Raw genomic sequence first — 24,754 nt, 5'->3', positions numbered from 1 at the left:
GCGTGCTAAAACAGACACTCAGCGTGTGGAGTGGTCATGGTTTTTTCCTTCTTCAAGAAGCAGCCGCAAAAAATGCCGGAACGGACGGCGGCACGCCCGCGCGCGCCTTTGCCGGAAATGAAGCTGAACCCGCCGGTTGAAGAAGCGCCTGTTTCCTTGGAACCCTTGCCCGATCTCGAATTCAGCGTTGACAAGCCGGCGCCGGCAGTGGCCGGGCCAGCACCGGCCAAGCCGGTTGCTGCTGCCGTACCGCAACGCAAGATCGATGTCGCCATGGCTATCGATGATTTCGACAGCGATTTCACCGAGTCGAGCGTCATGGCAATCGACGTCGAGCACGACGTCGATCCCTTGCAGGCCGATGTCGAGCAGGTTGCGGTACTGTTTGCCAACGGTCAGGATGACGCGGCGCGCAGCATTCTCGAAAGCCTGTTGCGGGCCTATCCCGGGGATGAGGGAATACGCCTGTGGCGCTTGCTTTTCGATCTGCTGCAGATTCTTGGCGATCGGGCGGCTTTCGATCGCTACGGACTCGAGTTTGCCGAGCGCTTTGAATTGTCGCCGCCGGCTTGGCGGGCGGAGCAATGCCTTCAGGCATTGCCGGCGGAGGGCGGACAGGCGCTTGCCCTGCAGGGTGTGTTGACCGCCGACGATTGTCGTCAGGTCCAGCAATTGACCCAGTTGCTGGCGCAAGCCGGGGAGTTGCGCCTCGATTTCAGCCGCCTGGCCGGGTGCGACGATCTGGTGGCAGGCATGCTGGCCGAGGCACTGATCGACGCCCGGCGTCGCGGCAAGGCGCTGGCATTGACCGGTGCCGATGCCTTGATCAAGCGCCTGGACGAACGTCTGAAGGTCGGCGACGCGGCGCATGAACCGTCCTGGCGCCTGTTGCTCGAATTGCTGCAGCGTCATGGAACGCAGGAGCATTTTGAAGAGCGGGCAGTCGATTATGCGGTGACTTTCGAGCTGTCGCCGCCGTCCTGGGAGCCGCAGCGGGTCGCCGGCAAGAACAAGCCGACGAAGGCGGAGGCCGAGACGGCTCGCGGGGCCGAGATCCATTACCTGAGCGGCGACCTGAAAAGCGAGCGTTTCGAGGACATGCTCCCGCTGCTGGAAGGCAGCGACCAGCCGGTCATCGATTTTTCCTGCGTACGTCGGGTCGATTTTTATTCCGCCGGGCAACTGGTCAACCGGTTGGCACCGTTCAAGGCGGCCGGCAAGGAAATCGTCATCCGCAGCCCGAACCATCTGGTCGCCGAGTTGATGGCCGTGGTCGGCCTGAACAAGCAGGCGCGCATCATCGTTCCCAAGTCTTAAAAGGGTTTTCCATGGAGCAATATCACGGCACGACGATCCTGTCGGTGCGCCGGGGCAACGTCGTCACGATGGGCGGCGACGGTCAGGTGACCCTGGGTAACATCGTCATCAAGGGGACGGCGAAGAAGGTACGCCGGCTGTATCAGGGCAAGATTCTCGCTGGTTTCGCCGGCGGTACCGCCGATGCCTTCACGCTGTTCGAACGTTTCGAGGCCAAACTGGAAAAGCATCAGGGGCATCTGGTGCGTTCAGCGGTCGAACTGGCCAAGGACTGGCGGACCGACCGGGCGCTGCGTCGCCTGGAAGCGATGTTGTCGGTCGCCGACCGTGAATCGTCGCTGGTCATTACCGGCAACGGTGATGTGCTCGAGCCCGAATACGGCATCGTCGCCATTGGTTCCGGTGGCGCCTACGCGCAGAGCGCGGCGCGCGCCTTGCTGGAAAACACCGAACTGAGCCCGCTGGAGATCGTCACCAAGTCGCTCGAGATCGCCGGCGACCTGTGCATCTACACCAATCGCAACTTCACGCTGGAGACGCTGGAATGAGTGGCGCCACGATGACCCCGAAGGAGATCGTCTCCGAACTCGACAAGCACATCGTCGGCCAGAATGCGGCCAAGAAGGCGGTGGCCATCGCCTTGCGCAACCGCTGGCGGCGCGCCCAGGTGGCCGAGCCGCTGCGCCAGGAAATCACGCCGAAGAACATCCTGATGATCGGCCCGACCGGTGTCGGCAAGACCGAGATCGCTCGTCGCCTGGCACGCCTGGCCGATGCGCCTTTCATCAAGGTCGAGGCGACCAAATTTACCGAGGTCGGCTACGTCGGCCGGGATGTCGAGACCATCATCCGCGATCTGGTCGACATGGCGATCAAGGGGCACCGCGAACGGGCCATGAAAGCCAACCGCGGTCGAGCCGAGGATGCCGCCGAGGAGCGCATCCTCGACGTACTGCTGCCGCCGGCCCGCAGCCCCGGCTTCTACGCCGAGGACTCGGCGGCGAACAGCGATAACGCGACGCGCCAGAAATTCCGCAAGAAATTGCGCGAGGGCGAACTCGACGACAAGGAAATCGACATCGAGCTGGCCGCGCCGGCAATGCAGGCCGAAATCTTCGCGCCGCCGGGCATGGAGGAACTGACCCAGCAGATTCAGGGCATGTTCCAGAACATGGGTAGCGGCAAGAAAAAATCGCGCAAGTTGAAGATCAGCGAGGCGTTCAAGCTGCTGACCGACGAGGAGGCGGCGAAACTGGTCAACGACGAGGAAATCAAGCTGGCCGCCGTCAAGGCGGTCGAGCAGAACGGCATCGTTTTCATCGACGAGATCGACAAGGTGGCCAGCCGTTCCGACATGCAGGGGGCCGACGTGTCGCGCCAGGGCGTGCAGCGCGACCTGCTGCCGCTGGTCGAGGGTACGACCGTGTCGACCAAGTACGGCATGATCAAGACCGACCATATCCTGTTCATCGCCTCCGGCGCCTTCCACCTGTCCAAGCCGTCCGACCTGATTCCCGAACTGCAGGGCCGTTTCCCGATCCGCGTCGAGCTCGAATCGCTGTCGGTAGCCGATTTCGAATGCATCCTGACCCAGACCGATGCCTGCCTGACCAAGCAGTACCAGGCACTGCTGGCGACTGAGGGCGTCAGCGTCGATTTCGCCGCGGACGGCATCCGGCGCATGGCCGAGATTGCCTTCCAGGTGAATGAGAAGACCGAAAACATCGGCGCCCGGCGGCTGCACACAGTGATGGAAAAGCTGCTTGAGGAAGTTTCCTTCGAGGCCGGCAAGATCGGGCTGGAAAGGGTCGCGGTTGATGCCACCTACGTCAATGAAAAGCTCGGCGAAGTGGCGGCCGACGAAGACCTGTCGCGTTACGTCCTGTAAGCGTATTTCCCGATGTGCGGGCGGCGGCGTTGCCCGCACAACCCGCTTCCCCATCCTTTGCTGAGGCCGAACCGTGGACGAAAGCAGCCTGACCTTCCGCCTGTTGGCCATCCTCTTTCCGATCTTCGGCATCGTCGCCGCCGGCTATTTTTACGGCCGCAAGCACAAGCCGGAGATGGCGGTGGCCAACCGGCTGAACATGGATGTCTTCGTGCCGGCGCTGGTGTTTGCCGCGATGGCCGGCAAGTCCTTCGATCTCGCCGCTTATGCGCCGCTGGCACTTGGCGGCTTCATCGTGCTTGCCGTATGCGGCCTGCTCGCCTGGCCGATTGCCAGGCTCTGCGGCGTGCAGCCGAAGACGCTGGCGCCGCCGATGATGTTCAACAACTCAGGCAACATTGGCCTGCCGCTGGCCGTGCTTGCCTGGGGCGAAGCGGCGCTGCCGGCGGCGGTGATCCTGTTCATGGTCGAGAACACTCTGCATTTTTCCTTCGGTGCCAAGCTGCTCGACCCGAAAACGCGCATCCTGATGCTCTGGCGCATCCCGGTGGTGTTCGCCGCCATCGCCGGCCTCGCCGTGGCGGTGTTGAAGATTCCCGTCTGGCAACCGCTGGTCATTGCCATCAAGATGCTCGGCGACGTCTCGGTGCCGCTGCTGCTGTTCTCGCTCGGTGTCCGGATGACCGACGTCTCGTTCGGCGAGTGGAAACTGTCGGTGGGCAGCGCACTGCTGCGGCCGCTGGCCGGCATGGTGGTCGCCTATGGGGTGATCCAGCTGCTCGGCCTGGAAGGGCGTGATGCAGCGATGCTGCTGGTGTTCGGGGCATTGCCGCCGGCCGTGCTCAACTTCCTGTTTGCCGAGCGTTACAAGCAGGAGCCGCAGCGGGTGGCGTCGATCGTGCTGGTCGGTAACCTGGCGGCGTTGATCTTCCTGCCGCTGGCCTTGGCAATGGTGCTTGTGTAAGCTGGCTCAGAAACAAACCGGGGCGCCGGATTCCAGCGCCCGGTTATTTTCCCGGTGTTATTCAGCGCAGGCCGGATCGTCCGGGTTGGCGACGCAGTAATCGACATCCTCAGCCACGCAGTCCCAATGATTGCGATGACCGGAAGCCTTGTTTCCCGGTGCTTCGATATGGCCGTTGCCTTTACACCAGCCGGTGTGCTTGCCGTTGTCGCGAGCCTTGAAATCGAAGCCGCCGTTGCTGCTTACTGTGCTGGGATTCACGCCCTGCTTGGCGGCGACGGAAGACGGGCTGATGGCATGAGCCAGCGGGGCTGCGCAAAGCAAGGCAGCGAGAAGGTAGTTGTGAGTTTTCATGGCTTTCTCCGTGGGTGGCCGATTAAACAGCGCTTCTGGTTGTAGCTTAGGCAGTCTCTGCCGCAAATGCGTAAATTTTTGTAATTGGCTACTGGCGACCCACCTGGCCGAGTCGTCGCCGGTCGCGTTTGGTCGGTCGGCCGTGGATGTCGGCGGCCGGCTCGTGGGTGAATTTTCGGCGTAATTGCTCGGCTTCACGCGCAGCGATGCTGTCTGGCGTTTCTTCATAGAGCAGGCGTGCTTCGCTGGCTGGGCCACGTTTTTCCGACAGGCCGAGGACGGTAACCTGCCAGCGCGACTCGCCGTTCGATACGTCGAGCCGATCGCCGACCTTGACCTCACGCGCCGGCTTGGCTGGCGCGCCGTTCAGCTTGACCTTGCCACCGCCAACCGCATCGGTGGCCAGGCTGCACGTCTTGAAGAAACGCGCGGCCCACAGCCACTTGTCGATGCGTACGCCGTTCACTGCGGCAGGAGGGACTCGCCGGCGTAAAGCTGTTCGACGGTCTCGCGCTGGCGGATGACGTGTACCTGATCGCCGTCGGCCATGACTTCTACGGCGCGTGGGCGGGTGTTGTAGTTCGAGGCCATGGCCATGCCGTAGGCGCCGGCCGACATCACGGCGAGCAGGTCGCCCGGCTGGATGTTCAGCGGCCGCGACTGGCCGAGAAAGTCGCCGGTTTCGCAGACCGGGCCGACGACGTCGTAGTCGCGCGTGGCACCTGCCCGCGGCACGACCGGATCGATGTCGTGCCAGGCTTCGTAGAGCGCCGGGCGCATCAGGTCGTTCATCGCCGCGTCGATGATGGCGAAATCCTTGGCTTCGCCATGCTTGAGGAACTCCACGCGGGTTAGCAGCAGCCCGGCATTGCCGACCAGGCGGCGGCCCGGTTCGAGCACCACTTGCAGGCCACGGCCCTGCAGTTTGTCGAGCAGCGGATTCAGGTAGGCTGCGACGGTCGGCTGCACCTGATCGGCGCGGTACTTGATGCCGAGGCCGCCGCCGAGGTCGATGTGATGAATGTGTATGCCTTCTGCCGCCAATTGGTCGATCAACGCCAGGATGCGGTCGAGCGCTTCGGCAAACGGCGACGGATCAAGCAGTTGCGAGCCGATGTGGCAGTCGATGCCGGCGACGGCAATGTTCGGCAGCGCAGCGGCGCGGCGGTAGAGCGCCAGCGCGTCGTCGTAGGCGACGCCGAACTTGGCTTCCTTGAGGCCGGTCGAGATGTAGGGGTGGGTCTTCGGATCGACGTTTGGATTGACGCGCAGGCTTACCGGCGCCTTCTTGCCGAGTTGGCCGGCCACTTCGTTGAGGCGCTCGATTTCCGGGATCGATTCGATATTGAAGCAGAAGATGCCGGCTTCGAGCGCCAGCTTCATTTCTGCAGCCGTCTTGCCGACGCCGGAGAAGACGATCTTTTTCGGATCGGCGCCGGCAGCCAGTACGCGCTGCAGTTCACCGCCGGAAACGATGTCGAAGCCGGCGCCGAGGCGGGCAAACAGGTTCAGGATGGCAAGATTGGAGTTGGCCTTGACGGCGTAGCAGACGAGCGCGCCGGCACCGGCCGGATGCGCGCCGAGGACGTCGTGGAATTCCTTCAGCGATTCGCTCAGGGCGGCACGCGAATAGACGTAGGCCGGCGTGCCGAATTGTTCGGCGATGGTCGGCAGGGCGACGGATTCGGCGTGCAGGACGCCGTTCTTGAGAGCAAAGTGGGTCATCGGGCGGGGCTGCGTTGAGCCGTGCTACCATCTGTCGCACCGCCCTTGGGCGGCAATTCGAGCGGGCCTTTCATGCCGCAGGCGGCAAGGCTCAGGATGATCAGTACGGCGGCGATTCTGGACATGTTTGGGTCGCGGTCGGCGAAGTTGGGGATGTTAGCACACCATGGATGACAGCGAATTCAATGTCCGGGCCGAGCAGGCCATGAACAGGATCGAGGCTGCGCTGGAGGCAAGTTCGGCCGATATCGATTTTGAGCTGGCGAGCGGGGGTGTCCTGGAAATCGAATTTGCCGACAGCAGCAAGATCATCGTCAACCGGCATGCGGTGGCTCGGGAGATCTGGGTTGCGGCACGCAGTGGCGGTTTTCACTTTCGCTGGAACGGTCAGGCGTGGTGCGATACCCGCGACGGAGTCGAACTGATGGCACGGTTGTCGCTGCTCGCCAGCCAGCAGGCCGGCGAGCCGGTCGAACTTGAGTGATCAGTTGTTACCCATGAGGTGACGCAATTCGGCCGGCCAGCCTTCAGGTGGCGGCACGACCGGCGCGGTGCCGGAAGGTTTCTGGGTTTCCGTTGCGTTTGCTGCGGGCAGGTTTTCCGAGTAAACGTGACTCGAGGATGAGCCATCTTCGTTATTCACCACGCTCAGCCCATTTGGCATGAGCGGAAGCTGTTCCGGAACCTTTCTCAAGGCGGTATTCATGTAGCCGATCCAGATCGGCAGCGCAGCGACACCGCCGGTTTCACGGTTGCCGAGTTTTTTCGGCTGGTCGAAACCGACCCAGGCGCAGCCGGCAACGGTCATCTGGTAGCCGCAGAACCAGGCGTCGACGTACTCGTTGGTGGTGCCTGTCTTGCCGGCGAGATCGCGTCGTTTCAGCTGGTTCGATGCGCGGGCGGCGGTGCCGTAGATGGTGACGTCGCGCATCATCGAGTCGGTCAGGTAGGCATTGCGCGCATCGATGGCGCGTATCGATTCGTCGCCAGCCTGCAGGGGGGTGGCCATGGCGACGACCCGATCCTTCTCGTCACGGATTTCGCGCACGACATAAGGCGTCACGCGATAGCCGCCGTTGGCGAAGACGGCGTAGCCTGAAACCATTTGCCAGGGGGTGACCGAACCGGCGCCGAGGGCCATGGTCAGGTAGGGGGGGTGCTTGTCTGCGTCGAAGCCGAAACGGGTGACGTAATCCTGTGCGTATTGAGGGCTGATCGCCTGCAGCAGTCGTATCGACACCATGTTCTTCGATTTGGCCAACGCCGCGCGCATGGTCATCGGTCCTTCGTACTTGCCGTCGTAGTTCTTCGGCGCCCAGGCCTGTGAGCCCGTTTCTCCTGCCGAGATCATGATGGGTTCGTCCTCGATCATGCTGCCCGGGTGAAAGCCTTTTTCCAGTGCGGCGGAGTAGATGAAGGGCTTGAAGCTGGAACCGGGTTGTCGCCAGGCCTGGGTGACGTGGTTGAACTTGTTGCGGTTGAAATCGAAGCCGCCGACCAGGGCGCGGATGGCACCATCGCCCGGTTCGATCGCGACAAACGCGGACTCGACTTCCGGTAACTGACTGATCTGCCAGTGACCTTTGGCATCCTTGATTACCCGGATGATGGCACCACGCACAATGCGCTTCTTCGGCGGCGCCTTATCGCTGAGCATACGCGCCGCGAACTTGACGGACTCGCCGTTCAGGGTGATCGTCTCGCCACCCTTGACGTACGCGCGGATGCTGTTGGGGTCTGCGTTCAGGACCAGCGCCGGGCGAAGGTCGCCGGCGTCGCTGATGTCCTGCAGCAGGACGTCGATGTCCTCATCCTGTTCGGAGGAGATGTTCGTCATGTCCACTTGCGTTTCGACGCCCCGGTAACCGTTACGCCGGTCGTAGGCGAGCACGCCTTCGCGCAGCGCGCGATAGGCGGCCTCCTGTTCGTCACGGATCAGGGTCGTGTAGACCTTCATGCCGCGGGTGTATACGTCCTCGGGGAAGCGTTCGGCGGCGATCTGGCGAGCCATTTCAGCGACGAATTCGGCATTGACGGCGTATTCGGAGAGCTCGCGCTTGATGATCAAGGGCTCCTTGAGGGCGAGTTCGTGCTGCGCCTCGGTGATGTAGGAAAGTTCGAGCATTCGCCGCAGTACATATTCCTGGCGGATTCTGGCGCGCCTTGGGTTGGCAATCGGGTTGTAAGCCGAAGGGGCCTTGGGCAGGCCGGCGAGCATCGCCGCTTCGGCGATCGAAATGCTTTGCAGCGGTTTGCCGAAATAAATCTGAGCGGCAGCACCGAAGCCGTAAGCCCGCTGTCCTAGGAAGATCTGGTTGATGTACAGCTCGAGAATCTGATCCTTGCTGAGATTGCTCTCGATTTTCAACGACAGCAGGGCTTCATACAGTTTCCGCGTGTAGGTTTTTTCTGTAGTCAGGAAGAAATTCCGGGCAACCTGCTGAGTGATCGTCGATGCGCCCTGCTTTTTTCCGCCACTCAGCAGATTTGAGCTTGCGGCGCGAATGATACCGGTATAATCAATGCCGATGTGCTGATAGAATCTGTCGTCTTCGGCCGCCAGAATGGCTTGTTTCAGGATATCCGGAACATCGCCGATGGCCACGACGGCGCGACGCTCTTCGCCAAACTCTCCGATCAGGTGGCCGTCTGCCGTGTATACCCGCAGGGGGATTTTGGGGCGATAGTCCGTGAGCGCCTCAAGGGAAGGCAGATTCGGGTAGGCCAGCGCAATTATGATGGCGGCAACAGCCACGGCAATGGCGATGAGCCCGGTGATGGCAAGTAGCGGGTAGGCGAGCAGTCGAAGCAAAGGGGGCATTGGCGCAGGGGGTGTGGCAAGGGTGTTCGCATTATACGCTGTGGCAATTCACCGGGTATAAAAGTGCTTTACACTGTGAGGGCTTGTTGCTAGCATCTGAAGTGAATTATTGGTTCTTCTTCTAAGATCGTAATCTGTAAGGACTTTTCTGGGGGTGTGGTGGGCTTCGATATCTCCGCTCTGCTGAATCCGAAGGCGCGCCCTTTGCTCGGGCTCGATATCAGTTCGTCGGCTGTCAAGCTGGTGGAACTGACCGCCAACGGAAAGGAAGGGTATCGCGTTGAGCGCTACGCCATTGAGGTGTTGCCCAAGGATGCGGTATCGGACGGCAATATTGCCAATCTTGAGGCTGTGGTCGATGTCGTCAAGCGAGCCTGGAAGCGCCTGGGAACCTCGACGCGCAACGTGGCGATGGCACTGCCTGCCTCCGCGGTCATCACCAAGAAGATCATAGTTCCGGCCGGTTTGCGGGAGGAAGACCTTGAGGTGCAGGTCGAAACTGAAGCAAATCAATATATTCCGTTCTCCATCGATGACGTCAATCTCGACTACCAAGTGCTTGGTCCGGCGCCTGCCGTGCCGGATGAGGTCGAGGTGCTGATCGCCGCTTCCAAGAAGGAGCGTGTCGAGGACCGAGTGGCGGTTGCCGAAGCAGCCGGCTTGAAAGCCGTGCTTGTCGATGTCGAGTCCTACGCAACATTGGCTGCGTTCGAATTGATTGAGCGACAGTTGCCGGAAGGCGGGCGGAATCAGGTCGTGGCCCTGATCGATGCCGGCGCGAATTTGATGAACCTTACCGTCATGCGCAACGGTGTGCAGGTATATGCCCGGGAACAGGCCTTCGGCGGAAGTCAGCTGACGCTGGATATTTCCCGTCATTACGGCATGTCCATCGAGGATGCCGAAGCGGCAAAGCGCTCGGGAAATCTGCCCGAAGGGTACGAAGCCGAGTTGTTGAACCCCTTCATGGAAAACCTGGCGCTGGAAGTCTCACGGGCGCTGCAATTCTTCTTTACATCGACCCAGTTCAACCAGGTGGATCACATCGTCCTGGCCGGAGGCTGTGCCGTCATCCCGGGTATCGACGAGGTCGTGGCCACGCGTACGCAATTCAATACGCTGGTTGCCAATCCTTTTGCCAACATGCTTCTGTCGGACCGGGTCAGAGCGCGCAGCCTGCTTGCCGATTCGTCTTCGCTGATGGTTGCGTGTGGCTTGGCGTTGCGGAGGTTTGATCCAGCATGATACGCATCAACCTGTTACCGCATCGGGAAGAGGCGCGTAAAGCCAGGCGCGAGCAGTTCTACGTCCTTTCCGGTTTGATCAGTGTCCTGGCAATTGTCGTGATTTTTGCCGTTTATTCCCTGATTGATGCCCAAATTGAAGCGCAAGGCAGGAAGAACGACTTTCTGAAGCAGGAGATTGCCCTGCTCGACAAGCAGTTGGAGCAGATCAAGCGCCTTCGGGAACAAACCCAGGCCCTGCTGGCGCGCAAACAAGTCATCGAAGATCTGCAGCGTGATCGTGGAGAAACGGTCTATTTGCTCAGCGAGTTGGTCCGTCAGGTACCTGAGGGGGTCTATCTGAAGTCATTGAAGCAGGAAGGCGTCAATGTCAATGTGACCGGTTACGCCCAGTCGAATGCCCGGGTTTCTGCCTTGATGCGTAACATCGAAGGGTCGTCATGGATGGAGAACCCGCGTCTGATCGAAACCAAGGCAGTGGTACTCAATGGGCGCCGGGTTAACGAATTCGGGATGGACTTCACCTTGAGCCGCGCGGCGGTCGAGGAGAAATTGCAATGAAATCCAAGTCGCTCGCTCTGCCCGAAAAGCTGCGCCAGGTCGACTTTCAGGCGGCGCTGGAAGATTTTCGTCATTTGAATCCGAACGATCCAGGGGCGTGGCCGCTGGTTCCCAAGGTGACGATACTGATCGGTCTGTTCTTTGCTTTGCTGCTGGCCGGTTGGTGGTTCGTCTGGAGCGATCAGCTGAATACCCTGGAAACCCGAGAGAACGAGGAACTGACGCTCAAGGACCAGTTCCTGCTGAAGAAGCGGCAGGCGGTCAATCTCGATCTCTATACCCAGCAACTTGCGGAAATTGATCGCTCCTTCGGTACTTTGCTGAAGCAGCTGCCGAACAAGTCCGAAGTCGAGGCCTTGTTGATCGAAGTCAATCAGGCGGGTCTGGGACGGGGCTTGCAATTCGAGTTATTCCGGCCGGGCGCGGAAGTGGCGAAGGATTTTTACGCCGAGTTGCCGGTGACGGTCAAGATCAACGGCTCGTATCATGATATCGGTGCATTTGCTGCGGATATCGCCAAATTGCCGCGCATCGTGACGCTGAACGGCATATCGGTGACGCCGCTGAAGGGCGGTGATCTGACACTGGATGCGACGGTGAAGACGTTCCGTTATCTCGATGAGAGCGAAATTGCTCAGCAGAAACGTCCGGATCAAGGAGGTGGAAAGTGAGACTTCCGCTTCTGGCATCCGTATGTCTGTTGCTTGTAGCCTGTTCTGGTGGCGATCACGAGGACTTGCGGCAGTGGATGGACGAGAATACCCGGGATCTGCGTGGTCGGGTGACCCCGATTCCGGAAGTCACGCCGTATGAGCCGGTACCTTACGAAGTGAATGATCTGGTTGCCCCGTTCACGGCCAGCAAGATCGAGCCTGATTCCAAATTCCGCCAGGGGGCCGGCAAGGGGGGACAATTCCAGCCTGATTTCGAGGCCCGAGAATTGCGTAATAGCGTGTTGGAAAAATACCCTCTGGAATCGCTGTCGATGATCGGTCACATGGTCATCAATAATCGCCCGATAGCGGTCATCAAGTACGAGGACAACGTCAGGCAGGTTAAGGTCGGCGACTATTTGGGGCTGGATTTCGGCATGGTGACCGAAATTGCCGAAAACGAACTGAAATTGCGGGAATTGATTCAGGATTCTGCCGGGGAATGGAGCGAGCGCCAGAGTTCGCTGTACCTGCAGACCACGGAGGGGAGCGGTAAATGAAATTGTTCAACTACGCAGTGGCGATTGCGGCGACCTGCCTTGTGGCGGCCTCTCCGGTCCGGGCGGAAAAACCGGCGGCAAATGCGATAGAGGCGGTCAATGTCGCCCAGCAGGGTAATGAAACGGCGGTGAAGATTGATCTGCGCGAAGCGCTGGCGACACCTCCGGCCGGGTTTGCCGTGGCCAATCCGGCGCGGATCGCGTTCGATTTTCCATCCACCGCAAACGCACTGGGTAAAACCACGCAGGTATTGAACGAGGGGGATTTGCGTAGCGTCAACGTCGTTCAGGTCGCTGATCGCACTCGCCTGGTGCTCAATCTTGTGCGCAACATGAATTACCGCACCCGCATCGACGGTAAATCCCTTTATGTCACCCTCTCGCCCATTGAGCGGCTAAGCGATACGGTTGCCGAGCGTACGGTTCGTTTTGCCGAGGAAAGCGTCATTGGTGCTCGCCATGCTGTCCGTGACGTGATGTTCCGTCGGGGGCGGGACGGCGAAGGCCGAGTCCTGGTCGATTTGAGCGATGCCGGAACCGGGATTGACATCCGCAAGCAGGGCGCGAACCTGATCGTCGATTTCATGAAGACGAGTCTGCCGGATCACTTACGCCGCAAGCTTGATGTTACCGATTTCGCGACACCGGTCATCGGTGTCGAAACACGCAGCATCGGTGAGAATGTGCGCATGACCATCACCCCCAAGGGTTTGTGGGAGCACAATGCCTATCAAACCGATAATCAGTTCGTGATCGAGGTCAAGAAGATCGTCGAAGATCCGAACAAGCTGGTCCAGGGAAGCAAGATCGGTTATCAGGGGCCGCGTGTCAGCATCAATTATCAGAACGGCGACGTTCGCGCCCTGTTGCGCCTGATGGCCGAGGAACTTGGTCTGAACGCGGTGATCAGCGAAACCGTTACCGGGACGACGACTCTGGTTCTCAAGGATGTTCCGGCGGATCAGGTTATCGATATCATCTTCCAGCAAAAAGGGCTGGACATGCGTAAGAACGGCAACATCGTCATGATTGCGCCGCGCGATGAAATTGCAACGCGTGAGAAGCTGGAGTTCGAGTCGCGTCAGCAGATCAGCGAGCTTGAGCCCTTGCAAGTGGAGCAGTTTGTGCTGAACTACCAGCGCGCCGTTGATGTTTCGAAACTGCTGGCGGGAGAGTCTTCGGAGGAAGGTGCTGTGTCGACGCAGCGCATACTCAGCAAGCGTGGTAGTGCAGTTGCGGACCCACAGTCGAACATTCTGTTCGTGAACGATATTGCTACCAAGCTGGATGAAATCCGGACCTTCATCAGGACCATCGATGTCGGTGCCAGGCAGGTGCTGATCGAAGCACGAATCGTTGAGGCGAGTGATGATTTTAATAAATCAATCGGCACCAAGCTTGGCTTCATAAATAACAAGAAATTTTTAAATCGTGGAGATAGCGGAGTTGGTTTTTCTAGTGGAACCGTTACACCTGGTACTGTAAATGCAACTGCTACTTCTGTTACGGCCGGGCAGTCAGGGAATTTGCTAGGCGTAAATCTCCCTTCGTTTGAGTCAACCGGCGGAACCCTGGCCTTCTCGCTGTTCAACTCCAGTCTGACGAGAATTCTCAATATGGAAATTGCTGCCTTGCAGGCAGACGGTTTGGGTAAGCTGATTTCCAGCCCGCGGGTTATTACGGCAAACAACGTTCGGGCCAAGATTGAGGATGGTACTGAGATTCCTTATGTCACAACGTCCAGTAGCGGCGGTGTGGTGACGCAGACGGTCAGCTTCAAGCCGGCCAAGCTTTCGCTTGAAGCGACGCCGCAGATCACGCCCGAGGGAACCGTCAAGATGGCGTTGTTGGTCAAGAAGGAAGAGGCCGATTGGACGCGGGCGGTGCTGGGGAATCCGCCGATCAAGAGCTCTGTTGTTGAGACCAATGTGGTGGTCGAGAATGGCGGTACGGTGGTAGTCGGCGGTGTTTTTATCACCAACAGCCAGTCCAAGGTTGAAAAAGTACCGTTGCTCGGTGATGTTCCATTCTTTGGCTGGCTGTTCAAGTACAAGAACGATTTCGGGAACCGTCGCGAACTGCTGATCTTCATCACGCCGCGAATCATCTCGGAAAAGCTTCGCCTGGATTGATGCCTGGTAGGGGGAGAGGAAAAAGGCCGGCTTAGCCGGCCTTTTTTGTTCCTTTGCCTGAGTCGGCTAGAATCGCGGCGTGAACACGCATACCAATATCTATCTGGTCGGCCTGATGGGGGCTGGCAAAACGACGATCGGGCGCCAGTTGGCAAAGCGCCTGGAGAGAAATTTCTACGATTCCGATCACGAAATCGTGGCGCGTACCGGGGTGCCCATTCCCACCATCTTCGAGATCGAGGGGGAGGACGGCTTTCGCAAGCGGGAGCAACAGACCATCGCGGAACTGTCGACGATGTCGAATATCGTGATGGCCACGGGCGGCGGGGCGGTGCTGTCGGCGGAAAATCGCCGTTGCCTGCGCGAAAGTGGCTGGGTGGTGTACCTGAACGTGCCGCCGCTGATGCTGTATCAACGGACGCGCAATGACCGCAATCGGCCCCTGCTGCAGGTCGAGGATCCGTTGGCTCGCCTGGAGGCGTTGCATGCCGAAAGGGACCCGTTGTACCGTGAAACGGCAAATCTTGTCGTCGAGGGCGGGCAACTGGTGGCGGCCGGGGTGGTGCAGTATTTACTGAGGGAGTTTGGCCGTCTATGTACGAAAACCTGATGCGTACACTCGAAGTCTCGCTCGCGGAACGCAGTTATCCGATACACATCGGTCCGGGGCTGCTTGACCGTGCCGATTTGCTGCTGCCTGCTGTCAAGGCGAAGAAAGCAGTGGTTGTTACCAATGAAACCGTGGCGCCGCTCTATCTTGAACGTCTGAGCAAGACTCTGCGTCAGGGAGGGGTGATCGTCCAAACGGTGATTCTGCCGGATGGTGAATCATTCAAGAACTGGGAAACCCTGAATCTGATTTTCGATGCACTGCTGGGGACGCATTGTGAACGAAATACCCCGCTGATTGCGCTGGGTGGCGGTGTCATCGGGGATATGGGTGGGTTTGCTGCCGCCTGTTATCAGCGCGGCATGCCGTTCATCCAGGTGCCGACGACCTTGCTGTCGCAGGTCGATTCGTCGGTTGGCGGCAAGACGGCGATCAATCATCCGCTCGGAAAAAACATGATCGGTGCCTTTTACCAGCCGCGTCTGGTGCTGGCCGATATCTCGACGCTCGATACGCTGCCCGATCGTGAACTAAAAGCCGGTCTGGCCGAGGTCATCAAGTACGGCCTGATCCGCGACCCGGAGTTCTTGGGGTGGCTGGAGGCCAATATCGAACGCTTGCTGGCTCGCGATCAGGGGGCACTGATTCATGCGGTCGAACGTTCTTGTGCCAACAAGGCGGAAGTGGTGGCGCGCGATGAACGCGAGAGTGGTGAGCGGGCGCTGCTGAATCTGGGTCATACCTTTGGCCATGCAATCGAAACCGGGCTGGGTTATGGCGCCTGGCTCCATGGCGAAGCGGTGGCGGCGGGCACGATGGTTGCGTGTGAATTGTCGCGAATACTGGGGTGGCTGGCGCCGGCGGATGTGCTCCGAGTCAGGGATATCTTTTCCCGGGCTGGTTTGCCGGTTGTGGCGCCGCCCCTCGGTGTCGCGCGTTATCTCGAATTGATGCGGCACGACAAGAAGGTTCAGGACGGACGCTTGCGTCTTGTTCTGTTGCAGGAAGTCGGGCGGGCCGTTTTGTCGGATGTGGCGAGCGATGAACAGATCGCCGAGGCTATCCGCCAGGCCGGCACCTGATTGGTGTTTGTCCGGCCGTGCGGGCACGGCATTGGTGCGGGCCAGTTGCTTGAATTAGAAGGCCTTAATCCGCTACAATCGACGGTTGCCTGTATTTTTGTGCATCTTCGGACGGTATGGCGTCGTCCGGCTTTTTCATGATTGGCCAAGGTCACGGCCAGCTTAGTTGAAGGAATGCGTGTGATGGAATCGGCTGTACCTGAGCGGCAGGGTCTCTACGACCCCGCCAACGAGCACGACGCCTGTGGCGTGGGCTTCGTTGCCCATGTCAAGGGCCAGAAGAGCCATGCGATCATCGAGCAGGGTCTGCTGATCCTGAAAAATATCGATCATCGCGGTGCCGTGGGTGCCGATCCCCTGCAGGGTGACGGCGCCGGTTTGTTGATCCAGATTCCGGACCTGTTCTACCGCGAGGAAATGGCGGCTCAGGGCGTGGATCTGCCGCCGGCTGGCGAGTACGGTGTCGGCATGGTCTTCCTGCCGCAGGAGGCCGCATCGCGCCACGCCTGCATGGAAGAGATCGAGCGTTCGATCGCTGCCGAAGGCCAGCGTCTGCTGGGCTGGCGCGACGTGCCGGTCAATGCCGAGATGCCGATGTCGCCGACGGTCAAGGCCACCGAGCCGGTGATCCGCCAGGTCTTCGTCGGCCGCGGTCCGGACGTCTTCGTCACCGATGCCTTCGAGCGCAAGCTGTACATCATCCGCCGTCGTGCCGCCAACGCCATCAAGTCGCTGCACCTCAAGCACGGCCAGGAATTCTATGTGCCATCGTTCTCGGCGCGTACTGTCAACTACAAGGGTCTGCTGCTGGCCGATCAGGTTGGTCAGTATTACCTCGATCTTCAGGACAAGCGCACCGTTTCCGCGCTGGCCCTGGTGCACCAGCGTTTCTCGACCAACACCTTCCCGACCTGGGACCTCGCGCATCCGTTCCGCTACATCGCCCACAACGGCGAAATCAACACCGTGCGCGGCAACGTCAACTGGTTCAAGGCGCGCGAGCAGGCGATTTCCTCGCCCATCCTCGGCGACGACCTGAAGAAGGTGTGGCCGCTGCATTACCCCGGTCAATCCGACTCGGCCGCTTTCGACAATGCCCTCGAACTGCTGGTCATGGGCGGTGGCTACTCGCTCGCGCAGGCCGTCATGCTGATGATCCCGGAAGCCTGGGAAAAGCATGCGCTGATGGACGAAAGCCGTCGTGCCTTCTACGAATACCATGCCGCCATGATGGAGCCGTGGGACGGTCCGGCCGCCGTGGCCTTCACCGACGGTCGCCAGATCGGCGCAACGCTCGACCGTAACGGTCTGCGTCCGGCGCGTTACCTGGTTACCGACGACGATTTCGTGGTCATGGCCTCGGAATCCGGCGTGCTGCCGATTCCCGAGAAGAAGATCGTCAAGAAGTGGCGCCTGCAGCCGGGCAAGATGTTCCTGATCGACATGGAACAGGGCCGCATCATCGACGACAAGGAACTCAAGGATTCGCTGGCCAACGCCAAGCCTTATCGCGAGTGGATCGAGAAGATCCGCATCAAGCTCGACGAAGTGCCGGCTGCCGACGAAACCTGTGCCACCTCGGCGGCGTCGCTGCTCGACCGTCAGCAGGCTTTTGGCTACACCCAGGAAGATACCAAGGTCATTCTGGAGCCGATGGCCCAGCAGGGCGAGGAGCCGACCGGCTCGATGGGTACCGACTCGGCGCTGCCTGTGCTGTCGAAGAAGAACAAGACGCTGTACGCCTATTTCAAGCAGTTGTTCGCCCAGGTGACCAACCCGCCGATCGACCCGATCCGCGAGGAACTGGTCATGTCGCTGGTGTCCTTCATCGGGCCGAAGCCGAACCTGCTCAACACCGTCGACGTCAATCCGCCGATCCGCCTCGAAGTCTCGCAGCCGGTGCTGACCTGCACCGACATCGAAAAGCTGCGCAACATCGGCAAGTACACCTCGAACAAGTTCCGCTCGTTCGAACTCGACATCTGCTATCCGGTGGCCTGGGGCAAGGAAGGCATCGAAGCCCGTCTCGCCTCGCTGGCGGCGGATGCCGAGGATGCCGTGCGTTCCGGTGCCAACATCCTGATCGTCTCCGACCGCAAGGTCGATGCCGAGCATGTCGCCATCCCGGCGCTGCTGGCCACCTCGGCCATCCATCAGCATCTGGTCAAGCAAGGTCTGCGCACCAGCACCGGTCTGGTCGTCGAGACCGGTTCGGCGCGCGAAGTGCATCACTTTGCCCTGCTCGGCGGTTTCGGTGCCGAAGCTGTCCACCCCTACCTGGCGCTGGAAACCATCGGTGAAATGGCCAAGGGCGATGCCGAGAAGGCCGACAAGTACGTCAAGAACTTCATCAAGGCGATCGGCAAGGGCCTGTGCAAGGTCATGTCCAAGATGGGCATTTCGACCTACATGTCCTACACCGGCGCCCAGATCTTCGAGGCCATCGGCCTGAAGAAGGAGCTGGTCGACAAGTACTTTACCGGCACCCCGTCGAACATCGAGGGTATCGGCCTGTTCGAAGTCGCCGAGGAAGCCATCCGTCTGCACGACGAAGCCTTCTCCGCCGACCCGGTGCTGGCCAACATGCTCGACGCTGGCGGCGAGTACGCCTTCCGCATCCGTGGCGAAGAACACATGTGGACGCCGGATTCGATCGCCAAGCTGCAGCATTCGACCCGCTCCGGCAAGTACGAGACGTACAAGGAATACGCCAAGCTGATCAACGACCAGACCAAGCGCCATCTGACGCTGCGCGGTCTGTTCGAGTTCAAGCCGCAGGGGGCGCCGATTCCGCTTGAGGAAGTCGAATCCGCCAAGGAAATCGTCAAGCGTTTCGCCACTGGCGCCATGTCGCTCGGCTCGATCTCGACCGAAGCGCACACCACGCTGGCGGTCGCCATGAACCGCATCGGCGGCAAGTCGAATACCGGTGAAGGTGGCGAGGATGCCAAGCGCTTCCAGCCGCTGAAGGCCGGCCAGACCCTGTCGGAAATCGTCGGTGCCTCGCGCATCGAACGCGATTACGTGTTCAAGGAAGGCGATTCGCTGCGCTCGGCGATCAAGCAGGTGGCTTCCGGCCGTTTCGGTGTCACTACCGAATACCTGGTCAATGCCGACCAGATCCAGATCAAGATGGCCCAGGGCGCCAAGCCCGGCGAAGGCGGTCAGTTGCCGGGCACCAAGGTGTCCGAGTACATCGGCAAGCTGCGTCACTCGGTGCCGGGCGTGACCCTGATCTCGCCGCCGCCGCACCACGACATCTACTCGATCGAAGACCTGGCTCAGCTGATCCATGACCTGAAGAATGCCAATTCGCAGGCTTCGATCTCGGTCAAGCTGGTGTCCGAAGTCGGCGTCGGCACGGTTGCCGCCGGTGTCGCCAAGGCCAAGGCCGACCACATCGTGATCGCCGGCTTCGACGGCGGTACGGGGGCGTCGCCGGTGTCGTCGATCAAGCACGCCGGTACGCCGTGGGAACTCGGCCTGTCCGAAACCCAGCAGACGCTGGTGCTGAACCGCCTGCGTTCGCGCATCCGCCTGCAGGTCGACGGTCAGATGAAGACCGGTCGCGACGTGGCCATCGGCGCGCTGCTCGGTGCCGACGAATTCGGCTTCGCCACCGCGCCGCTGGTTGTCGAAGGTTGCATCATGATGCGCAAGTGCCATCTGAACACCTGTCCGGTCGGCGTCGCCACTCAGGATCCGGAACTGCGCAAGCGCTTCACCGGCCAGCCGGAACACGTCGTCAACTACTTCTTCTTCGTTGCCGAGGAAGTGCGCGAGATCATGGCCATGCTCGGCATCCGCAAGTTCGACGACATGGTCGGCCGCGTCGACCTGCTCGACATGCGCGCCGGAATCGAGCACTGGAAGGCCAAGGGCCTGGATTTCACCAAGGTCTTCCACCAGCCCAAGGTGCCGGCCGACGTGCCGCGTCGCCATACCGAAGGCCAGGATCACGGCCTCGACAAGGCGCTCGACCACAAGCTGATCGAACAGGCCAAGAAGGCGCTCGAAAAGGGCCAGAAGGTCCAGATCGAGACGAGCATCATCAACGTCAACCGGACCTGCGGCACCATGCTCTCGGGCGAGGTCGCCAAGCGCTACGGCAACGCCGGCCTGCCGGACGACACCATCCACGTCAAGCTGACCGGCACCGCCGGCCAGGCCTTCGGCGCCTTCCTGGCGCGCGGCGTGACGCTGGAACTGACCGGCGAAGGCAACGACTACGTTGGTAAGGGCCTGTCGGGCGGTCGCATCATCATCAAACCGAGCCCGGATTTCCGCGGCGACACGCAGCACAACATCATCGTCGGCAACACCGTCATGTACGGCGCGACTGAGGGCGAGTCCTTCTTCGCCGGTGTCGGTGGCGAACGCTTCTGCGTGCGCAATTCCGGCGGCACGGCGGTCGTCGAAGGTGTTGGCGATCACGGTTGCGAATACATGACCGGCGGTACCGTCGTCGTGCTCGGCATGACCGGGCGCAACTTCGCCGCCGGCATGTCGGGCGGCATCGCTTACGTGCTCGACGAGGACGGCAGCTTCAAGCAGCGTTGCAACCTGGCTCAGGTGGCGCTGGAGAAGGTGGTGCCGGCGGCGCGTCACGTTGCCGGCGAACCGCTGCACCGCGATCAGGCTGACGAAGTCCAGCTCAAGGAGCTGATCACCCGTCACGCCGAGTACACCGGCAGCGCCACTGCCAAGCGCCTGCTCGCCGACTGGGAAGCCAGCCGCGAGAAGTTCGTCAAAGTCTATCCGCATGAATACAAGCGCGCCCTCACCGAGATGGCCGCTGCTGCACGCAAGGAGGCCGCATAATGGGCAAGCCGACGGGTTTCATGGAGTTCGAGCGCCTGGAAGAGGCTTACGAACCGGTTGAAAAGCGCCTGACCCACTACAAGGAGTTCGTCCAGACCCTTTCTGACGACGCCGCAAAGACCCAGGGCGCGCGCTGCATGGATTGCGGCATTCCGTTCTGCAACAACGGTTGCCCGGTGAACAACATCATTCCGGACTGGAACGATCTGGTTTACAGGGGCAACTGGAAGCAGGCGCTGGAAGTGCTGCATTCGACCAACAACTTCCCCGACTTCACCGGCCGCATTTGTCCGGCACCCTGCGAAGCTGCCTGTACGCTGGGCATCAACGCGGCGCCGGTGGGCATCAAGTCGATCGAGCACTTCATCATCGACAAGGGCTGGGAAATGGGCTGGGTCGTGCCGCAGCCGCCGAAGGCCAAGACCGGCAAGAAGGTCGCCATCGTCGGCTCCGGCCCGGCCGGTATGGCCGCGGCCCAGCAACTGGCACGCGTCGGCCACGACGTGACCGTGTTCGAGAAGTCCAGCCGGATCGGTGGTCTGCTCGGCTTCGGCATTCCCGACTTCAAGTTGAACAAGTCGGTGATCGACCGTCGCGTCGCGCAGATGGAAGCCGAAGGCGTGGTCTTCCGGACCAAGGTCATCGTCGGCGACAAGGCCATCCCGGCCGGCATCAACAACGATGCGACCGAGACGGTTTCCGCCGAACAGCTGAAGAAGGATTTCGACGCGGTGATCCTGGCCGCCGGTTCCGAAGTGCCGCGCGATCTGCCGGTGCCGGGCCGTGAGTTCAAGGGCGTCTATGCTGCCCTGGAATTCCTGATTCCGCAGAACAAGGAAGTCCAGCAGGGCATCAAGAATCCGATCAACGTCAAGGGCAAGCACGTCGTCGTCATCGGCGGCGGCGATACCGGCTCCGACTGCGTCGGTACCAGCTATCGTCACGGCGCCGCCTCGGTGACCCAGTTCGAACTGATGCCGGCCCCGCCGGAGCAGGAAGACAAGCCGCTGGTCTGGCCGTACTGGCCGCTGAAGATGCGCACCTCGTCGTCGCACAAGGAAGGTGAAACCGTGCGCGAGTTCGCCGTCGCCACCAAGGCCTTCATCGACGATGGCCAGGGCAACGTCAAGGCCCTCAAGGCCGTGCGTGTCGAATGGAAGGACGGCAAGATGAGCGAGATCGCCGGTTCGGAATTCGAGTTGCCGTGCGACGCTGCGTTCCTCGCCATGGGCTTCGTCAATCCGGTTGCCAGCCTGCTCGACGCCTTCGGCGTGGACAAGGACGGCCGTGGCAACGCCAAGGCAACGACCGACGGCGAAGGCTGCTATCGCACCAACGTCGACGGCGTTTACGCTGCCGGCGATGTGCGTCGCGGTCAGTCGCTGGTGGTCTGGGCGATCCGCGAAGGCCGTCAGGCCGCCCGCGAAGTCGATGCCTTCCTGATGGGAACGACCGCACTGCCCCGCTGATTTTTTTCCGTGACACTATGGCAAAACCCCGCCGGTTTCGACCCGCGGGGTTTTTGTTTATGTGAAAATGTGGAATCGTTCCAAAGGGGGCAACATGAACAATAATTTACAAACTGCATTCCAGATCACCATGCCGGCGGGTGGCCTTGACGGTCACATGTTGCTGATTCTGGGGATCATGATCCTGGCCGGTATTCTGGGCGGCGCGGCGAATTATTTCCTGGCCGAGCGTCAGGCGGAGTCGGGCGGCAAGGACTGGATCAAGTACCCGGTGTTCGGCATGGTGGCGGCGCTCACCGTTCCACTTTTCCTGAACATGATTTCCAGCACCCTGCTCGAAGGGGCGCGGACCAAGCCGGTCGATTTCTACGTCTTCGCCGGCTTCTGCCTGATTTATGTGGTCGCTTCACGACGCCTGTTCGAGAATCTGGCGCATCGCCTGCTCGGCCAGATGGAGCAGGTGCGCCGCGATGTCGGACAGTTGCGCCAGAAACGCGATGAGGCCCTGCTAGTGCCGGCGCCCAAGCCCGAGCCGGAAGTGCCGAAAGCCAAGGAGGTCGATCCGCGCGAAGTCCTGTCGTACAACGATGTCGAAATCCTCCGCGCCCTGGCCGAAGAAAGCTTCGTCTATGGCAATCTGGCCGGCGTCTGTGATCGTACCGGCCTGCCGCGTGAATTCGTCAGTCAGCGTCTGACCGTGATGAAGTCACTCGGCGTGATCGAGACCCGGATCAACGACAAGAACGTGCTGCACTGGTTCGTCTCGCAGCGCGGCAAGGCCGTGCTGGATGAACTGCTGGGCACCCAGGGTGACCGCAAGAGCGCCTGAAAACCATTTCAAACAAGCAGAACGGCTTCATGAATATCGTCATTCTCGCTGCCGGCCAGGGCAAGCGCATGCACTCGAACCTGCCCAAGGTCCTGCATCCCGTCGCCGGCAAGCCATTGCTCGCCCACGTCATCGACACGGCACGCACGTTGTCTCCGGAAAAACTCGTCGTCGTGCGTGGCCATGGCGGCGATGTGGTGCAGGCCAGGGTGGCGGCACCGGACATCGGCTGGGCCGAACAGGCTCAGCAACTGGGGACCGGCCACGCGCTGGCCCAGGCGCTGCCGCAGCTCGGCGGCGCCGGACAGACCCTGGTGCTCTATGGCGATGTGCCGTTGACCACGCCGGAAACCCTGAAGCGTCTGCTGCATGCCGCCGGTGACGGCCTGGCTGTCCTGACGGTCAACCTGGCCAATCCCGCCGGTTACGGCCGCATCGTCCGCGATGCGGATGGCCGGGTGCGCAGCATCGTCGAAGAAAAGGATGCGACGCCTGCGCAGAAGGCCATTGCCGAGGTCAATACCGGCATCATGGCGATGCCGACGGCGCGGCTGGCCGACTGGCTGGGTGCCTTGAAGAACGACAACGCCCAGGGCGAGTACTACCTCACCGACATCGTCGCCCTGGCCGTCGCCGAAGGCTTGCCGGTCAGTACCGCACAGCCGGCGGGGGAATGGGAGGTGCTCGGGGTCAACAGCAAGGTCCAGCTGGCCGAACTGGAGCGCCAGCATCAGCGCAATATCGCCGACCATCTGCTGGTTGCCGGGGTCCGCCTGGCCGACCCGGCACGCATCGACGTGCGCGGCACACTGACCCATGGTCGCGACGTCGCCATCGACGTCGGTTGTGTTTTCGAAGGGACGGTCGACTTGGGCGACGCGGTCGAGGTCGGTCCCTACTGCGTGCTCAAGAACGTTCGCGTCGGTGCCGGGACGCGGATTGCCGCCTTCTGCCACTTCGAAGACGCGGTCATCGGTCCGGATGGCATCCTCGGGCCTTACGCCCGCCTGCGCCCGGGAACCGAACTGGGACCGGAAGTCCATATCGGCAATTTCGTCGAGGTGAAGAAAAGCCGTATCGGCGCCCAGTCCAAGGCCAATCACCTAGCCTACATCGGCGATGCCGAGATCGGTCAGCGGGTCAATGTCGGCGCCGGTACGATCACCTGCAACTACGACGGCGCCAACAAGTTCAAGACCATCATCGAAGACGATGTCTTCATCGGTTCGGACACCCAGCTGGTGGCGCCGGTTACCGTTGGCCGCGGGGCAACCCTGGGCGCCGGGACGACGCTGACCAAGGATGCGCCGGCCGATGCACTGACCGTGTCGCGGGCCAAGCAGATCACCCTGAGCGGCTGGCAACGTCCGGTCAAGGAGAAGAAATAATGGATGCCTGGTTCGTCACCTTTGCCATGGCCTCGTCGCTGCTGCTGGCCTGCGGTGCCGCGCTGCTGCTGGTCGGCTACATCAACACGCTGCCGGCGGCGCTGAATTTCGGCTGGCGCTTTGCGGTGCCGGTGATCCTGCTGCCGGTGGCCGGGCCCTTATGGTTCGCGTGGACCCGGGGTGAGGAATTCCGCCGGGCCCGCTATCAGTTGATCGGTGCGCTTGTCCTGCTGGCGCTGGCGGCGCTCCTGATTCTTGGCTACGGCCCGTATTTTGCGGAACGACTGGTGGCGGAGATGGCCGAGGCAGCCAAGATGCGCTACTGAGCCTTCGTTT

At 60.9% G+C, this 24,754-nt stretch carries 22 protein-coding genes; 17 read left to right on the top strand and 5 right to left on the bottom strand.

The genetic code is table 11. The features are described 5' to 3' along the window. Window positions 1–36 precede the first annotated feature (36 nt). The 4 genes from Q0799_RS06475 (at window position 37) to Q0799_RS06460 (ending at window position 4,169) form a co-directional block, all read left to right on the top strand. Window positions 37–1,317 (top strand): STAS domain-containing protein, encoded by a 1,281-nt coding sequence (locus Q0799_RS06475; RefSeq protein ID WP_298395928.1) that lies wholly within the window; start codon window positions 37–39, stop codon window positions 1,315–1,317. An 11-nt stretch (window positions 1,318–1,328) separates the two neighbouring features. Beyond that, window positions 1,329–1,865 carry an ATP-dependent protease subunit HslV gene (hslV, locus tag Q0799_RS06470; protein ID WP_028994104.1) on the top strand — a complete coding sequence of 179 codons (537 nt, stop codon included), beginning with the start codon at window positions 1,329–1,331 and terminating at the stop codon, window positions 1,863–1,865. An 11-nt stretch (window positions 1,866–1,876) separates the two neighbouring features. Continuing rightward, entirely contained in the window at window positions 1,877–3,205 is a 1,329-nt protein-coding gene (hslU, locus tag Q0799_RS06465; RefSeq protein ID WP_298396457.1) for an ATP-dependent protease ATPase subunit HslU, read from the top strand. 73 nt (window positions 3,206–3,278) lie between these two features. After that, window positions 3,279–4,169: an AEC family transporter gene (locus tag Q0799_RS06460; protein WP_298395923.1), complete on the top strand. Its 891-nt coding sequence runs from the start codon at window positions 3,279–3,281 to the stop codon at window positions 4,167–4,169. Window positions 4,170–4,226: 57 nt separating this feature from the next. Here Q0799_RS06460 and Q0799_RS06455 read toward each other — a convergent pair whose 3' ends face one another. The 4 genes from Q0799_RS06455 to Q0799_RS06440 form a co-directional block, all read right to left on the bottom strand. Further along, window positions 4,227–4,523, bottom strand: a complete 297-nt coding sequence (locus Q0799_RS06455; protein WP_298395920.1) for a hypothetical protein — start codon at window positions 4,521–4,523, stop codon at window positions 4,227–4,229. A gap of 88 nt (window positions 4,524–4,611) precedes the next feature. Next, window positions 4,612–4,989 carry an RNA-binding S4 domain-containing protein gene (locus Q0799_RS06450; RefSeq protein ID WP_298395917.1) on the bottom strand — a complete coding sequence of 126 codons (378 nt, stop codon included), beginning with the start codon at window positions 4,987–4,989 and terminating at the stop codon, window positions 4,612–4,614. Further along, window positions 4,986–6,248: a diaminopimelate decarboxylase gene (gene lysA / locus Q0799_RS06445; protein WP_298395914.1), complete on the bottom strand. Its 1,263-nt coding sequence runs from the start codon at window positions 6,246–6,248 to the stop codon at window positions 4,986–4,988. Before lysA ends, Q0799_RS06450 begins: the two co-directional genes overlap by 4 nt. After that, window positions 6,245–6,373 (bottom strand): lipoprotein, encoded by a 129-nt coding sequence (locus Q0799_RS06440; RefSeq protein WP_298395910.1) that lies wholly within the window; start codon window positions 6,371–6,373, stop codon window positions 6,245–6,247. The genes lysA and Q0799_RS06440 overlap by 4 nt, the downstream gene beginning before the upstream one ends. 41 nt (window positions 6,374–6,414) lie before the next feature. Here Q0799_RS06440 and cyaY point away from each other — a divergent pair, with 41 nt between their 5' ends. After that, the gene (cyaY, locus tag Q0799_RS06435; RefSeq protein ID WP_298395906.1) at window positions 6,415–6,732 is read left to right on the top strand and encodes an iron donor protein CyaY; all 318 of its coding nucleotides are present in this window, start codon (window positions 6,415–6,417) and stop codon (window positions 6,730–6,732) included. On the opposite strand, the gene Q0799_RS06430 is transcribed toward cyaY, so the two are convergent. After that, entirely contained in the window at window positions 6,733–9,069 is a 2,337-nt protein-coding gene (locus Q0799_RS06430; RefSeq protein ID WP_298395903.1) for a penicillin-binding protein 1A, read from the bottom strand. 159 nt (window positions 9,070–9,228) lie between these two features. Between Q0799_RS06430 and Q0799_RS06425 the strand changes: the two genes are divergently transcribed. From Q0799_RS06425 to Q0799_RS06370, 12 genes are all read left to right on the top strand, one after another. Next, entirely contained in the window at window positions 9,229–10,314 is a 1,086-nt protein-coding gene (locus tag Q0799_RS06425; RefSeq protein ID WP_298395901.1) for a pilus assembly protein PilM, read from the top strand. Further along, on the top strand, window positions 10,311–10,874 hold the full coding sequence (locus tag Q0799_RS06420; RefSeq protein WP_298395899.1) for a PilN domain-containing protein: 564 nt from the start codon (window positions 10,311–10,313) through the stop codon (window positions 10,872–10,874). Before Q0799_RS06425 ends, Q0799_RS06420 begins: the two co-directional genes overlap by 4 nt. Continuing rightward, window positions 10,871–11,545, top strand: a complete 675-nt coding sequence (locus Q0799_RS06415; RefSeq protein WP_298395898.1) for a type 4a pilus biogenesis protein PilO — start codon at window positions 10,871–10,873, stop codon at window positions 11,543–11,545. The genes Q0799_RS06420 and Q0799_RS06415 overlap by 4 nt, the downstream gene beginning before the upstream one ends. Continuing rightward, window positions 11,542–12,087 (top strand): pilus assembly protein PilP, encoded by a 546-nt coding sequence (locus Q0799_RS06410; RefSeq protein WP_298395896.1) that lies wholly within the window; start codon window positions 11,542–11,544, stop codon window positions 12,085–12,087. The genes Q0799_RS06415 and Q0799_RS06410 overlap by 4 nt, the downstream gene beginning before the upstream one ends. Continuing rightward, a complete protein-coding gene (gene pilQ / locus Q0799_RS06405) occupies window positions 12,084–14,219 on the top strand; it encodes a type IV pilus secretin family protein (RefSeq protein ID WP_298395893.1) in 2,136 nt (711 codons plus the stop codon). Before Q0799_RS06410 ends, pilQ begins: the two co-directional genes overlap by 4 nt. 79 nt (window positions 14,220–14,298) lie before the next feature. Further along, a complete protein-coding gene (locus Q0799_RS06400) occupies window positions 14,299–14,829 on the top strand; it encodes a shikimate kinase (RefSeq protein ID WP_298395890.1) in 531 nt (176 codons plus the stop codon). Further along, complete coding sequence (gene aroB, locus Q0799_RS06395) at window positions 14,829–15,911, top strand: 3-dehydroquinate synthase (protein ID WP_298395887.1); 1,083 nt, start codon at window positions 14,829–14,831, stop codon at window positions 15,909–15,911. Before Q0799_RS06400 ends, aroB begins: the two co-directional genes overlap by 1 nt. A gap of 183 nt (window positions 15,912–16,094) precedes the next feature. Further along, complete coding sequence (gene gltB / locus Q0799_RS06390; RefSeq protein ID WP_298395884.1) at window positions 16,095–20,732, top strand: glutamate synthase large subunit; 4,638 nt, start codon at window positions 16,095–16,097, stop codon at window positions 20,730–20,732. Continuing rightward, the gene (locus Q0799_RS06385; protein WP_298395881.1) at window positions 20,732–22,201 is read left to right on the top strand and encodes a glutamate synthase subunit beta; all 1,470 of its coding nucleotides are present in this window, start codon (window positions 20,732–20,734) and stop codon (window positions 22,199–22,201) included. Before gltB ends, Q0799_RS06385 begins: the two co-directional genes overlap by 1 nt. Window positions 22,202–22,295: 94 nt before the next feature. Beyond that, on the top strand, window positions 22,296–23,030 hold the full coding sequence (locus tag Q0799_RS06380) for a YEATS-associated helix-containing protein (RefSeq protein WP_298395878.1): 735 nt from the start codon (window positions 22,296–22,298) through the stop codon (window positions 23,028–23,030). A 29-nt stretch (window positions 23,031–23,059) separates the two neighbouring features. Continuing rightward, the gene (gene glmU, locus Q0799_RS06375) at window positions 23,060–24,418 is read left to right on the top strand and encodes a bifunctional UDP-N-acetylglucosamine diphosphorylase/glucosamine-1-phosphate N-acetyltransferase GlmU (protein ID WP_298395874.1); all 1,359 of its coding nucleotides are present in this window, start codon (window positions 23,060–23,062) and stop codon (window positions 24,416–24,418) included. Continuing rightward, a complete protein-coding gene (locus Q0799_RS06370) occupies window positions 24,418–24,744 on the top strand; it encodes a hypothetical protein (protein ID WP_298395871.1) in 327 nt (108 codons plus the stop codon). The genes glmU and Q0799_RS06370 overlap by 1 nt, the downstream gene beginning before the upstream one ends. Window positions 24,745–24,754 lie beyond the last annotated feature (10 nt).

This window comes from uncultured Azonexus sp. (genome assembly GCF_937982035.1).
Lineage (GTDB): Bacteria > Pseudomonadota > Gammaproteobacteria > Burkholderiales > Rhodocyclaceae > Azonexus.
This window is presented reverse-complemented; position numbering and strand designations above follow the sequence as displayed.

Bases quoted from the DNA above. Each gene is read 5' to 3' on its own strand.
- Q0799_RS06380 (WP_298395878.1), top strand. From the start codon at position 22,296: ATGAACAATAATTTACAAACTGCATTCCAGATCACCATGCCGGCGGGT.
- Q0799_RS06475 (WP_298395928.1), top strand. From the start codon at position 37: ATGGTTTTTTCCTTCTTCAAGAAGCAGCCGCAAAAAATGCCGGAACGG.
- cyaY (WP_298395906.1), top strand. From the start codon at position 6,415: ATGGATGACAGCGAATTCAATGTCCGGGCCGAGCAGGCCATGAACAGG.
- Q0799_RS06440 (WP_298395910.1), bottom strand. From the start codon at position 6,373: ATGTCCAGAATCGCCGCCGTACTGATCATCCTGAGCCTTGCCGCCTGC.
- hslV (WP_028994104.1), top strand. From the start codon at position 1,329: ATGGAGCAATATCACGGCACGACGATCCTGTCGGTGCGCCGGGGCAAC.
- gltB (WP_298395884.1), top strand. From the start codon at position 16,095: ATGGAATCGGCTGTACCTGAGCGGCAGGGTCTCTACGACCCCGCCAAC.
- hslU (WP_298396457.1), top strand. From the start codon at position 1,877: ATGACCCCGAAGGAGATCGTCTCCGAACTCGACAAGCACATCGTCGGC.
- Q0799_RS06430 (WP_298395903.1), bottom strand. From the start codon at position 9,069: ATGCCCCCTTTGCTTCGACTGCTCGCCTACCCGCTACTTGCCATCACC.
- pilQ (WP_298395893.1), top strand. From the start codon at position 12,084: ATGAAATTGTTCAACTACGCAGTGGCGATTGCGGCGACCTGCCTTGTG.
- aroB (WP_298395887.1), top strand. From the start codon at position 14,829: ATGCGTACACTCGAAGTCTCGCTCGCGGAACGCAGTTATCCGATACAC.
- Q0799_RS06455 (WP_298395920.1), bottom strand. From the start codon at position 4,523: ATGAAAACTCACAACTACCTTCTCGCTGCCTTGCTTTGCGCAGCCCCG.
- Q0799_RS06385 (WP_298395881.1), top strand. From the start codon at position 20,732: ATGGGCAAGCCGACGGGTTTCATGGAGTTCGAGCGCCTGGAAGAGGCT.
- lysA (WP_298395914.1), bottom strand. From the start codon at position 6,248: ATGACCCACTTTGCTCTCAAGAACGGCGTCCTGCACGCCGAATCCGTC.
- Q0799_RS06415 (WP_298395898.1), top strand. From the start codon at position 10,871: ATGAAATCCAAGTCGCTCGCTCTGCCCGAAAAGCTGCGCCAGGTCGAC.
- Q0799_RS06370 (WP_298395871.1), top strand. From the start codon at position 24,418: ATGGATGCCTGGTTCGTCACCTTTGCCATGGCCTCGTCGCTGCTGCTG.
- glmU (WP_298395874.1), top strand. From the start codon at position 23,060: ATGAATATCGTCATTCTCGCTGCCGGCCAGGGCAAGCGCATGCACTCG.
- Q0799_RS06420 (WP_298395899.1), top strand. From the start codon at position 10,311: ATGATACGCATCAACCTGTTACCGCATCGGGAAGAGGCGCGTAAAGCC.